Genomic DNA, 12,391 nt, shown 5'->3' on the forward strand with positions numbered 1-12,391 from the left:
GACAGTAGTGTATGCTTTTTTACACAATGTATACAAATTTATATCCTATGCGTTGGCATGATATTTGCAATGAAAATAGTATCAACATATAGGGGAGAGATAGAAATGAAGGTTAGTAAAGTGTACACGACAATTGATGCTCACGTAGCTGGGGAACCGCTTCGAATTATTACAGGCGGCGTGCCGGAAATAAAAGGAGACACGCAGCTAGAAAGACGCGCATACTGCATGGAACATTTGGATCATCTTCGCGAAGTTCTTATGTATGAACCGAGAGGACATCACGGTATGTACGGTTGTATCATTACACCGCCTGCAAGTGCTCATGCTGATTTTGGCGTATTATTTATGCACAACGAAGGATGGAGTACGATGTGTGGTCATGGCATTATTGCTGTTATTACAGTCGGAATTGAAACAGGTATGTTTGAAGTGACAGGTGAGAAACAACAGTTCATTATTGATAGCCCTGCTGGGGAAGTCATTGCGTACGCAAAATATAACGGGAGCGAAGTAGAGTCCGTATCATTTGAAAATGTTCCTTCATTTGTATACAAAAAAGACGTTCCTATTAAAATAGATAACTATGAATTTCAAGTAGATATCGCATTTGGCGGAGCTTTTTATGCGGTAGTAGATAGTAAAGAATTTGGTTTGAAGGTAGATTTTAAAGACTTACCTGTCATTCAAGCGTGGGGCGGTAAAATTAAGCACTACATTGAGAGCCAGATGGAAGTGAAGCATCCCCTTGAAGAAGGGTTAAAAGGAATATACGGCGTTATCTTCTCAGATGAACCAAAAGGGGAAGACGCAACTTTACGAAATGTAACAATCTTTGCTGATGGGCAAGTAGATCGTTCTCCTTGCGGCACAGGAACTTCCGCAAGAATCGCAACTCTTTTTGAGAAAGGTGCCTTACAAAAGGGAGAAATTTTCGTCCACGAATGTATTACTGACGGGGAATTCGAGGGGGAAGTATTGTCGGTAACCGCAGTAGATACATATGAAGCTGTCGTTCCGAAAGTAACGGGGCATGCATTTATTACAGGATTTCATCAGTTCGTTGTAGACCCAAGAGATGATTTAAATCGAGGGTTTTTGTTAGGATAGAAGGAGGAGGTGGAAAGATATGCTAGTCATAAGCGCGAACGAACAACGAAACTTAGTAAATATGAACGAAGTCATTGAATACGCGGCGCTTGCTTTAAAAGAATTTTCCGCAGAAAGAACGATCACACCAATTCGAGGCTCATTGCCATTTGCGAACGAGAAAAATACGGCATTAATTATGCCCTCAGTAGCGGAAGGGCTTGAGGCACTTGGCTTAAAAGTAGTAACAGTAGTCCCAGAGAACAAAAAGATAGGAAAGAAAACGATAAACGGGATTGTGATGCTATCAGACTTTCAAACGGGAGAACCGCTCGCACTTTTAGAAGGATCCTACTTAACGATGATTCGAACAGGCGCCTTATCAGGAGTAGCGACAAAATATTTAGCTCGTCATAACGCAAAAACTTTATGTATCATCGGGACGGGTGAACAGGCGAAGGGAATTGCTGAAGCTGTATTTGCGGTAAGAGCTATCGAAAAAGTCATTTTATACAATCGAACAGAAGAAAAGGCGTATGCATTTGCGGAATATATACAAGAGAGATTCAACAAACCTGCATATGTTCACACAAATGCAAATGAAGCAATAAGCGAAGCAGACATCATCGTCACAACTACGAACGCATCCACACCAGTCTTCTCAGAAAAACTACAAAAAGGCGTCCACGTAAACGCCGTCGGCTCATTTAGACCGAACATGCAAGAACTACCATCCCACGCTATCGCGGGCGCAAACAAAGTAGTAGTCGAATCAAAAGAAGCAGCACTAGAAGAAACAGGAGATCTTCTAGTTCCGATAAGAGAAGGTTTATTTGAAGCAAGCGACATCTACGCCGAACTCGGACAAATCATAAGCGGAGAAAAAGCCGGCCGCGAAAACGACGAAGAGATTACTATTTTCAAATCAGTTGGTTTGGCAGTAGTGGATATTATCGTTGCGAAGTATTTGTATGAGAAAGCGGTGGAGTGCGGGATTGGGAATAGGATTGAGTTTTGAGGGACTGCCTTTTGGTGGTCTTTTTTGTCAGTATGGGTGTGCTAGTATTTATAATTAAATACTTTTAATATTATGTTTAAATATATGAATTCTGCGCGGACATCACATCATTCATTCAATTGGTATATGAAAAAAGCTGCACCTCTAACAATTAGAGGTGCAACTTTTTACCATTCTCGCCATTCTTCTGTTATGTCTTCTTCAGATTCTAGACCAGCTATTCGTGCTGCTGTATCGATAAATTCATAGAGATCTTCTCTTTCCATTGTTTCGATAAAATAGTCATGTTCGTCATTTAATTCATTTATGTTAAGAACAACCTCTTTAACAACATGCATTATTTCAAATTCAGTTGGATTTTTTCCCAATTGCTCTAAATTATTTATGTAAGTATCGAGAACTTTATTTGTTGCACTTATATTTTCTTCAGTGAAAAATTCCCCATCTTCATCATTCTCAATCCATTGGGTTGTTGGTTTGTTTTTTTTCAATTCATCAAATGTCATGGTAACCTCCTAAATGTGTTTTTTGTCTTTAATCCCATTCTACATTTTCGATCATATATAACAATCATTTCAGAGGTTTTTTTGGAAGCTACTAGTTTTTTAACTCATTTTACGAGGTAACCTATTCGTGGTCTTTTTATTTTATCTTCCGCATAAATATATTTTATCGCAAGAACGCATTAATAGATTTTAAACTTTCTATCTTTGCGAAAAAGTTTGACAATACATACCGGTAGTGGTAATTTAAAACCTATAAGAAAACTCGGTATTAATTCCGAGTTTTCTTATAGGTGTAAATAGTCGAGAGGGGTCGAAATATGAAGAAGAAGTTGTTTGTATTACCATTTGTCCTACTATTATTTATTGCATTAGCTGCTTGTTCAGGGGAAAAAGATTCGAAGCAAGCGGGCACTAGTAAATCAGGGACTCCGAAAGATGGAGGAACGTTAACGATTGGCGTTAGCGATAATCCAGATACGATGAATCCGCTTTATGCGAATGATCGTGTGTCATTAACTGTGCAGCAAGCTTTATATGCGCCGCTATATCATATGGAAGACGGTAAGAAAAAGTTTGTTCTTGCTGAGAGCTTTATGCCTTCAGAAGATCAATTAACTTGGACACTGAAGTTAAAAGATAATTTGAAATGGCATGATGGTAAGAAAATTACATCAGACGATATAGCATTTACATTCCAATCTATTTTGGATGAGAAGCAAAATAGCTCAAGTCGTGAAAACTTTATTTTTAAAGGAAAGCCGCTTGAGGTGAAAAAGGTAGATGAGTTAACAACTCAATTCGTTTTACCACAAGTAAGCGCATCTTTCGAAGGTGTGATGAATGATTTCTTCCCAATTCCGAAACATGTATTTGAAGGGGAAGCAGATTTAGCGAAAAGTAAGAAAAACTTACAGCCTGTAGGATCAGGGCCGTTTAAATTTAAAGAGTATAAATCAGATGAGTACGTTGCATTAGATCGATTTGATGATTATGTAGGTGGAAAAGCTAAATTAGACTCTATCGTATACCGTGTTGTAAAAGACCGTAATACAGCCAATGTTTCACTGCAAAATGGTCAAATCAACATGAAGATGATTGAGCCACAAGATTTTAAGAAATTAGATAGCACTGGGAACTTCTCAATGGTGACATTCCCTGAAGGTAGATTATTCTACTTATCTTATAACATGAATACAGATTTGATGAAGAAAAAAGAAGTGCGCCAAGCAATTGCGCATGCGTTAGATAAGAAAGAAATGATTAACTCAGCATTCGTTTCAGGTGAATTTGCAGAACCAGCAAATTCAATCTTAACGCCAGACGCTATGTACTATGCGAAAGATATTAAAGACTATAAGTATGATAAAAAAGAAGCGAAAGATTTATTAGCAAAAGCTGGCGTGAAAGATAAAGAAAAAGTACGTGTGATGTATGTAACGAATAATAAAATCATGGAAAGCTTAGCGCTTTATACACAACAAAAATTAAAAGAAGTTGGCTTAGAAGTTGAACTAAATGCATTAGATGCTAGTGCAGCAAGTGAAAAAGGCTTAGATAAAGAGAATAAAGAATATGACATTACATTTGGTGGTTACATAATGGGACCTGAGCCAGATTCATATAAGAGCTTATTCTTAAGTAATGCTGAATACAATTATGCCCGATATAAAAACGCTGATTTCGATAAGTTATGGGAAGAAGCTGCAGTTGAAACAGATAAAACAAAACGTGCAGAGCTATACCATAAAATTCAAGAGACAGCTAGAGAAGACGTACCTTATCTACCAATTGCGTATCCGAAAGCAGTTATTGCAGTAGATAAAAAGTTTGATGGATTAAAAGAAGCGAAAGCAATTCCTGTCACAATGTTTGAAGATCTATCTAAGATTTATGAAGTGAAATAAGAAACAGTAAAGAAGCTGGTGGAAATCAGCTTCTTTAGCTTGAGGGGGGAAGTTTGTGTATAAAGTAATTGCGAAGAGGCTTTTAAATGCAATTCCGCTTTTATTTGTTATTTCTATTATTTCTTTTCTATTAATAAAGCTAGCGCCGGGGGATCCTGTTCGAAACTTTGTAACGCCAAATATGAGTCCAATTGATGTGGAGCGTATTCGCAAAAGTTTAGGACTAGATCAACCAATTTACGTGCAGTATATTTTATGGTTAAAAAATATTTTAACAGGAAACTTTGGTTACTCACTTCAAAATCATCGTCCTGTTTTAGATCTTATCGCAGAAAGATTACCTGCAACAATTGGGTTAATGGGATCATCTTTACTCGTCTCATTTGTAATCGCAATACCACTTGGACTATTTACAGGTGTGAAAAAGAATTCGTTCTTTGACCGCATTGTAAACTTTATTTCATACGTTGGTATTTCTATGCCGGTTTTCTGGTTTGCACTACTATTAGTCTACTTATTCTCTTTAAAATTGAACCTACTTCCGAGTATGGGTATGCGCACCGTAGGTAAAGATTCTGTTTGGGATATTGTGCAACACGGCATTTTACCTTGTATGGTGCTAGCGTTCCAAAACGTATCTGTTTATATGAGATATATTCGTTCAAGTACGATTCAGCAATTAGAAGAAGAATATGTACAAATTCAATATGCGTACGGTGCTTCAAAGAAAACGGTTTTATTTAATCACGTACTTCGAAATGTATTAATACCAATCATTACAATTTTCGGATTATCGATTCCAAGTTTAGTAGGCGGAGCATTTATTACGGAAACAGTATTTTCATGGCCGGGTCTTGGTTCACTTGGGGTAAATGCTATTTTTAGATTTGATTATCCGATTATCATGGCAATTACATTACTATCATCATTCATGTTAATTCTCGGTAACTTAATTGCTGATATTTTATATGGCGTAGTAGATCCGCGCATTCGAATGAGGGGGTGATTTGGAATGAATAATAGGAGATTTCAAACGATAAAACATAGCTTTACGAAAAATAAGTTTGTTGCAATGGGAGTTATTATACTTGCGATTTTAACGGTCGCATCAATTTTCGCATTCGTATCGCCGTACGATCCTAGCAAAATATCGATTCCAGATCGCTTACAAGAACCAAGTATGAGTCATCCTTTCGGAACGGATGATTACGGAAGAGATTACTTAACGAGAGCGTTATATGGCGGACGAGTTTCACTTGCGGTCGGTTTTCTTGCGATGGTTGTTTCTATTACAATCGGTACCGCAGTTGGAACAATTAGCGGATATTTTGGCGGAAAGTTAGACAACTTCTTAATGAGGGTTGTTGAAGTACTTATGTCAATTCCATCATTCTTTTTAATGCTACTATTAAATGCGTATTTAAAACCAGGAATTACGACGTTAGTTCTTATTATCGGATTACTAACATGGATGGACACCGCCCGTATTGTAAGGGCAGAAACGTTATCTGTAAAAGAGCGTGAGTACGTTTTATACGCAAAAGTATCAGGACAAAAATCACTTATGATTATTGTAAGACATATCATTCCTAACATTTTATCAACCATTATTATCGCTGCGACATTAACAATTGCGACATCGATTTTAATGGAATCATCACTTAGTTTTTTAGGTTTAGGTATTAGAGAACCAGATTCTTCTTGGGGCAGCATGCTAAACAATGCGCAAGGATATATTGGTGAAGCTTGGTATTTAACACTCTTCCCAGGATTCCTTATCCTTTTAACGGTACTTAGTTTTAACGTAATTGGTGAAGCATTGAAGAAAGCTTTCGCACCAAAAGGAGCCGGACATGAAAACTAAAGTGTTAAGTGAAGGGAGTGAGAAGCGTGTCTGAAAAACTACTAGAAGTGAAAAATTTAAAGACTTCTTTTTTCATAGAAAGTGGCGAAGTTGAAGCGGTTCGCGGCGTTACATTTCGCTTAAATAAAGGAGAAGTAGTCGGTATCGTTGGGGAATCTGGAAGTGGAAAGAGTGTAATGGCGAAGTCCGTTATGTCTCTCGTTACGTCACCAGGAAAAGTGAAAGAAGGGGAAATCCTTTTTCATAATGAAAACATACTTTCTAAATCTGAAAAAGAATTGCGTTCTATTAGAGGAAATCAAATTTCACTTATCTCTCAAGACCCAATGTCAGCGCTAAATCCGGTCGTGAAAATTGGGAAACAAATGATGGAAGTAATTATACGTCATCAAAAAGTGAAAAAGAAAGAAGCAGAGCAAATCGCGGTCAACTTGTTAAAACAAGTCGGTCTTTCTTCATCAGAAGAAAGGGTGAAACAATATCCGCATGAACTAAGCGGAGGTATGAAGCAGCGAGTTATGATCGCAATGGCGATGTCTTGTAACCCTGACCTTCTCATTGCGGACGAACCGACGACAGCACTTGATGTAACGATACAAGCACAAATACTAGATTTAATGAAAAACTTAAAAAACGAAACGAACATGGCGTTACTTCTTATTACGCATGACTTAGGAATAGTCGCACAAAACTGTACACGCGTTATCGTTATGTATGGCGGACTTATTATGGAAGAAGGACCTGTACTTGATATTTTCCAATCGCCGAATCATCCATATACGAAAGGGTTATTAAACTCTCTGCCAAAAATTGCAAACGGCGTAAAAGAAAGACTTGCTCCCATTCAAGGTGTAACGCCAAACTTATTAAACCCACCACAAGGTTGCCCGTTCGCAGAGCGTTGCCCGCATGCGATGGACATTTGTGAAAAAGAACGTCCACCATATTTTGAAATCGGAAACGAAAGACGTTCCATGTGCTGGCTAAACGATAGGGCGGTAGGTGATTTTCATGCATGAAGAAAACTTAATTGAAGTTCGGAACTTAAAAAAGTATTTTCCTATTAAAAAAGGACTATTCGGCAGAAAAACAGAGCAATTAAAAGCAGTCGATGATTTAAGCTTCACTATTAAAAAGGGTGAAACATTCGGGTTAGTAGGAGAATCTGGATGCGGAAAATCAACGACAGGAAGAAGTATCATTCGCTTACACGATGTCACTTCAGGTAACGTTTTATTTGATGGAAAAGATATCGCAAGTTTAAAGGAAAGTGAACTAAAAGAATATCGAAAACGAATGCAAATCATTTTCCAAGATCCATACGCATCATTAAACCCGGCAATGAATGTATTCCAAATTATTAGCGAACCAATGAACATTCACGGTTCTTACGAAAAAGAAGAACAAAAAGAAATCATTTTAGACCTTCTGAAAAAGGTAGGATTAAAAGAAGAACACTTATATCGCTACCCGCACGAATTTAGCGGAGGCCAGCGCCAGCGCATTAGCATCGCGCGTGCATTATCTGTAAAACCAGATTTCATCCTATGTGACGAACCAATCTCAGCACTAGATGTTTCCGTCCAAGCACAAGTCGTAAACATGCTGCAAGACATCCAAGAAGAAACAGGAGTCACATATTTATTCATCGCACATGACCTATCTATGGTAAGACACATATCAGACCGCATCGGAGTCATGTACTTAGGAAACATAGTAGAAATTGCCGACAGTGAAGACCTATACACAAAACCGGCACATCCATACACACAAGCACTACTCTCATCTATGCCAGAACCAGATCCAACAAACATTGGCAAAGAACGGATTATCCTAGAGGGAGAAGTACCGAGCCCACTAAACACACCATCCGGCTGCAAATTCAGAACGCGCTGCAAATTCGCCACTGAAAAATGCGCACAGGAAGTACCGAAGATGGTTGAGATTGCGAAGGGGCATGAGGTGGCTTGTCATTTGTTTTAGAGGAAGAGCACTAGGGGGGACCTGGTGCTTTTTTCTTTGTAGGTGGACGTGGTGTGGGATTGGTTGTTGGTTTTGGTGATAGTTTTCACGAAATTTGTCGGTAAATCGATATGTTGTGTCGAAACGTTGATATATTCGGAGTTACGATCGATATAATTGAATAATCGTTGATATATTTTTGTAAAGAGTGGGATTAGTTGTAGATTAATGTAGAAATTTAATGTTTTCGAAAAAAAGAATTGACTTCTATATTAGTTGTAACTAAAATAGTTACATAAAGATGTAATCAATTTAGTTACAACTAATATCTGCTAAAAATATGATTTATATATTTAATTAAGGATGGTGGTCCATACGTTGCCACCCGGTGTAGAAAGTTACTAACACATTCAAATCGATGCATATTCTAAGCTTTAGTATTTTCTGTTACGGGGCAATAAGGTGAAACGTTATCTTTTGTTAAAAACCTTGGTGGATCTTTCTTTGGAAATATTAGTTTTGGGGAAATATAGTAAGGTATCTAAAAAAGAATAAGGTATAAAAAGATGTACCTATATAAACCAAAAATTTAGTTGAGCTGGATAATAAAAAAAAGGTAGGAGATTTAAATGGAGACGAAACAAGATAATCTTATTTACGTATGGGATGCATATTGTGGATGGTGCTATGGTTTTTCAGAAAGTATTAAAGGATTTTACAAAAACCACACTGAAGTGCCATTAACGGTTTTATGTGGAGGGTTATTTTTGGATAATTTACCAATGAAACACTTCTCATATATAGAAGAAGGAAATAAAAGAATTAATCAACTTACAGGTGCTGAATTTGGTCCTTCCTATCAAAAATTGGTGGAGGAAGGGACTTTTAAAATGAATTCGAAAGATGCTGCAATTGGTTTTTCAGCTTTACGCTCATTAGCGCCAGACCGTTTATTAGAATTCACTTCGGCTATGCAAAAAGCGTTTTATTATGAGGGCCAAAGTCTGAGTGATCCTGAAACATATCGCAAGATTGCAATCGAGCATGGTTTGGACCCTGAACAAGTATTAGAACGTTTAAACGCTCAAGAAACAATAATAGATGTCCAAAATGATTTTAATAAAGTTCGACAGCTTGGTGTTAATAGCTATCCTTCATTACTTTTACAAAAGGATAATCAAATTATTCCTATTGGTGGTGGCGTAATGACACCGGATAAAATTGAAGCGCGTTTTAAAAATTTATATTAAGAAAATTTAGGATACAGTAGCAAACATGTTATCTTAGGCCACCTGACATTCATCTCCGGAATATTCGCCAGTACTATTACACTTTCAGATAAATGGGAGTGGGAGATTTTATCCCGCTTTAACGGGCAGTAAGACCCCCACCTCAAAATTCAGTGGAAGCAAAGAAGTTAGGTGGGGGATCAACTGTCCGTAAAAGTCCGATTGGTTCAACTAATAATCAGTGGGGGATGAACAAACCCCCCACTGATTAAAGTTTCACTTTATCGGAACAAGATAAAAATATGATAATTAGTTCATAACTTTAACAAAAGGAGAATAACATACTATGTTTAAAACAATCGATACAAATCAAAAAGATGTGAAATTAACGGTGTTTAGTTCGGACGAAAAAAGCTTTATGGTCACAGCAACATTAGTTGAGAAAGCAGGACATGCATTTTTAATAAACTCAAAATTTACTCAATCTGATTCGAAAGAAATTATTGAGTATCTGAAAAAAAACAACTTATCTCTAGATAAAATCTTTATTATTCATGGGGATCCAGACTACTACTTTGGATTAGAGAGCATTAAAGCCGTTTACCCAGAAGCTATAGCGTATGCAACAGAGTCTACTGTTGAACATATCGTTCATTCTGTCTTAGGAAAATTAAAAGTTTGGAAAGACGCCCTTGGAGAAAATGCGCCAAGTAACGTGGTATTACCTCAAGTATTTAAAGAAAAAGCGATTGATTTTCAGGGGTTAACATTTGAACTAGTAGGCTTAGATCATTACAGAACTAGCCTATTTAATAAAGAACTAAAAGTATTAATTGGTGGTATTGATGTATTTAACGAAATACATGTATTCTTAGCGGATACTAGCTCAAAAGCGGCTATGGAGGCATGGATTGAGAACTTGAAAGTATTACAAGCATTACATGCTGACATAATTGTGCCTAGCCATGGATCAATCGAAAAATCCCTAAATAATCAAGCACTTACTGCGACAATGGATTATCTAAGAACGGCGGTTCAAGCTTCTGAGGAAAGTGGAACTTCAAAAGATTTTGTGGCAAAACTTGAAGCAGCATATCCAGGCTATGCAAATAAAGGTGTATTAGAATTAAGTGCAAAAGTTGTAACAAAAGAAATGCCTTGGGGTTAATGATATGAATAAATATCAAAAACTATTACATGAAACGTATGTGTTAACTGGCGAAGGGAAATTGGATGCGTTCAAAACGTATTTAAGTGAAAATGTATCTTGGACAGAAGCTGCTGGGTTTCCATATGCAGGTACTTATATAGGTCCAGATGAAGTAGTGAAAAACGTACATGAACGTCTTGGCACGGAATGGGATGACTATAGTGCTAAAGATGAAATTTATACTTTTAATAACGATACTGTTATCGTGTATGGAAAATATAGTGGAACATATAAAGCTACAGGGAAGTCATTTGTAGCAGATTTTTGTCATCTTTATAAGTTTGATGAGAACGATAAGGTTAAGAAGTTTATTCAAATTGTGGACAGTGCAACTGTTAATGAGGTATTAAGTTAGAGTTAATCGTTTCTAATATGCCTTGTATAGGGGGAGGTTAGGATAAATGAAATTCCTAACATTACCCCTGACATTACATTTTGGGGAAGGTTTCTCCTTCTTCAAGCTTTTTATAGAAGAAAACTTATTTAAGTAGAAGAGGTAGGTATATATGAAATTAGAGAAAAGTTTAATAGTAATAATTATTTCTGTGTTTATTTTAGGAATTGTATCGACTTTGATATTTCAAGCTTCCACCGGTAATAACAAAGGGAACTCAATAAAGAGCGAAAATGTCGCTTCTGTATCAAAAGAAGTAAAAGAAAATGAAAAGAATAAAAAGATGGTAGTTGATTTCTATAATGAAGTTTTTAACAAACATAATATCGATACTATCCCTAAATATGTTAGTGAAGATTATAAGCAACATAATCCTTTTGTTGCTGATGGACGAAAAGCCTTCATGGATTTCTTTAAGGAGGATTTTGTTAAAAATCCTAATTCCTCTGCAGAGATTAAACGTGTAGTAGCTGAAGGGGATACAGTTGCTCTTCATGTACATTCTCGTACTAATTCTCAAGATAAGGGAGTTGCTATAGTGGATATATTTCGTATCAAGGATGGAAAGATTGTCGAACACTGGGATGTAATTCAAGAGATTCCAAGTGAAGCAGCTAATGATAATACGATGTTTTAGTTAGAAGATATATTTAATAATTGTTTAAATGATAGTGCTGTATAGAGTTTAGAAATTTAGATAAGTAAAGGAGATGTCCTAGTACCATGCCTGGGACATCTCCTTTTTGTTTTAACGATATTTAATTTATTGTTATTTGTATTTTTTTATGTACTACTATTCAAGTACATATCATTTCAGGCGGTTTTCTTTTATCCCGCATTAACGGGCGGTAAGATCCCCATTTCAAAATTCAGCGGAAGCAAAGAAATTAGGTGGCGGGCTGCCCGTAAAAGCCCAATTGGTGAGGGCTGATTAAAGTTTCACTTTATGCTTCTATATCTTTTCCCTCTTCTACACCAGCAGAAGCAAATCAGATAAAAATGTAGGGCTTAAGTAACTAAAATAAAGAAAAAGCCATACAAGTAGTATGACTTTCTTTGCGGAACAATTAAGCTTGTGGTGCAGGCGGTCTTCCATTGAAGTTAGAACGTTTTGGAATTCCTTAAATTAAGAACAGAGTGGGATTAATCCTAGCCCAATTACTAGCGCTGTTTTCTACATACCTTACTTTTTTACGAACAGATTTCAACTGATTT

Annotated in this window: 12 protein-coding genes; 11 read left to right on the forward strand and 1 reads right to left on the reverse strand. The window is 36.8% G+C overall.

Translation table 11 applies throughout. From position 1 onward, the window contains the following. The first annotated feature begins 57 nt into the window (after positions 1-57). Entirely contained in the window at positions 58-1,110 is a 1,053-nt protein-coding gene (locus BAQ53_RS04200; RefSeq protein ID WP_208906509.1) for a proline racemase family protein, read from the forward strand. 19 nt (positions 1,111-1,129) lie between these two features. Further along, entirely contained in the window at positions 1,130-2,107 is a 978-nt protein-coding gene (locus BAQ53_RS04205; RefSeq protein ID WP_208906510.1) for an ornithine cyclodeaminase family protein, read from the forward strand. Between the two features lie 167 nt (positions 2,108-2,274). Here BAQ53_RS04205 and BAQ53_RS04210 read toward each other — a convergent pair whose 3' ends face one another. Further along, positions 2,275-2,613, reverse strand: a complete 339-nt coding sequence (locus BAQ53_RS04210) for a hypothetical protein (RefSeq protein WP_000141767.1) — start codon at positions 2,611-2,613, stop codon at positions 2,275-2,277. Positions 2,614-2,930: 317 nt separating this feature from the next. On the opposite strand from BAQ53_RS04210, the gene BAQ53_RS04215 reads away from it, so the two are divergent. The 9 genes from BAQ53_RS04215 (at position 2,931) to BAQ53_RS04255 (ending at position 11,813) form a co-directional block, all read left to right on the forward strand. Next, complete coding sequence (locus tag BAQ53_RS04215; RefSeq protein ID WP_208906511.1) at positions 2,931-4,517, forward strand: ABC transporter substrate-binding protein; 1,587 nt, start codon at positions 2,931-2,933, stop codon at positions 4,515-4,517. A 55-nt stretch (positions 4,518-4,572) separates the two neighbouring features. Continuing rightward, on the forward strand, positions 4,573-5,523 hold the full coding sequence (locus BAQ53_RS04220; RefSeq protein ID WP_000278787.1) for an ABC transporter permease: 951 nt from the start codon (positions 4,573-4,575) through the stop codon (positions 5,521-5,523). Between the two features lie 6 nt (positions 5,524-5,529). Further along, positions 5,530-6,381, forward strand: coding sequence for an ABC transporter permease (locus BAQ53_RS04225; RefSeq protein ID WP_163050690.1), 852 nt, complete (start codon positions 5,530-5,532; stop codon positions 6,379-6,381). Between the two features lie 26 nt (positions 6,382-6,407). Next, the gene (locus BAQ53_RS04230) at positions 6,408-7,400 is read left to right on the forward strand and encodes an ABC transporter ATP-binding protein (protein WP_163050691.1); all 993 of its coding nucleotides are present in this window, start codon (positions 6,408-6,410) and stop codon (positions 7,398-7,400) included. After that, positions 7,393-8,364, forward strand: coding sequence for an ABC transporter ATP-binding protein (locus tag BAQ53_RS04235; protein WP_000544131.1), 972 nt, complete (start codon positions 7,393-7,395; stop codon positions 8,362-8,364). The genes BAQ53_RS04230 and BAQ53_RS04235 overlap by 8 nt, the downstream gene beginning before the upstream one ends. A gap of 608 nt (positions 8,365-8,972) precedes the next feature. Then, positions 8,973-9,593 carry a DsbA family protein gene (locus BAQ53_RS04240; RefSeq protein WP_000448615.1) on the forward strand — a complete coding sequence of 207 codons (621 nt, stop codon included), beginning with the start codon at positions 8,973-8,975 and terminating at the stop codon, positions 9,591-9,593. Positions 9,594-9,918: 325 nt separating this feature from the next. Then, positions 9,919-10,740 carry an MBL fold metallo-hydrolase gene (locus BAQ53_RS04245; RefSeq protein ID WP_046945322.1) on the forward strand — a complete coding sequence of 274 codons (822 nt, stop codon included), beginning with the start codon at positions 9,919-9,921 and terminating at the stop codon, positions 10,738-10,740. 4 nt (positions 10,741-10,744) lie between these two features. Continuing rightward, on the forward strand, positions 10,745-11,137 hold the full coding sequence (locus tag BAQ53_RS04250; protein WP_001046364.1) for a nuclear transport factor 2 family protein: 393 nt from the start codon (positions 10,745-10,747) through the stop codon (positions 11,135-11,137). A 151-nt stretch (positions 11,138-11,288) separates the two neighbouring features. Then, positions 11,289-11,813 (forward strand): nuclear transport factor 2 family protein, encoded by a 525-nt coding sequence (locus BAQ53_RS04255; protein WP_000764220.1) that lies wholly within the window; start codon positions 11,289-11,291, stop codon positions 11,811-11,813. The last annotated feature ends 578 nt before the right edge of the window (positions 11,814-12,391 follow it).

It is taken from the genome of Bacillus sp. B25(2016b), assembly GCF_001679765.1.
GTDB lineage: Bacteria > Bacillota > Bacilli > Bacillales > Bacillaceae_G > Bacillus_A > Bacillus_A thuringiensis_K.

Excerpts from the sequence above, each read along its gene's own strand:
- BAQ53_RS04205 (WP_208906510.1), top strand. The coding sequence starts at position 1,130 with ATGCTAGTCATAAGCGCGAACGAACAACGAAACTTAGTAAATATGAAC.
- BAQ53_RS04235 (WP_000544131.1), top strand. The coding sequence starts at position 7,393 with ATGCATGAAGAAAACTTAATTGAAGTTCGGAACTTAAAAAAGTATTTT.
- BAQ53_RS04250 (WP_001046364.1), top strand. The coding sequence starts at position 10,745 with ATGAATAAATATCAAAAACTATTACATGAAACGTATGTGTTAACTGGC.
- BAQ53_RS04240 (WP_000448615.1), top strand. The coding sequence starts at position 8,973 with ATGGAGACGAAACAAGATAATCTTATTTACGTATGGGATGCATATTGT.
- BAQ53_RS04215 (WP_208906511.1), top strand. The coding sequence starts at position 2,931 with ATGAAGAAGAAGTTGTTTGTATTACCATTTGTCCTACTATTATTTATT.
- BAQ53_RS04210 (WP_000141767.1), bottom strand. The coding sequence starts at position 2,613 with ATGACATTTGATGAATTGAAAAAAAACAAACCAACAACCCAATGGATT.
- BAQ53_RS04225 (WP_163050690.1), top strand. The coding sequence starts at position 5,530 with ATGAATAATAGGAGATTTCAAACGATAAAACATAGCTTTACGAAAAAT.
- BAQ53_RS04245 (WP_046945322.1), top strand. The coding sequence starts at position 9,919 with ATGTTTAAAACAATCGATACAAATCAAAAAGATGTGAAATTAACGGTG.
- BAQ53_RS04200 (WP_208906509.1), top strand. The coding sequence starts at position 58 with ATGATATTTGCAATGAAAATAGTATCAACATATAGGGGAGAGATAGAA.
- BAQ53_RS04255 (WP_000764220.1), top strand. The coding sequence starts at position 11,289 with ATGAAATTAGAGAAAAGTTTAATAGTAATAATTATTTCTGTGTTTATT.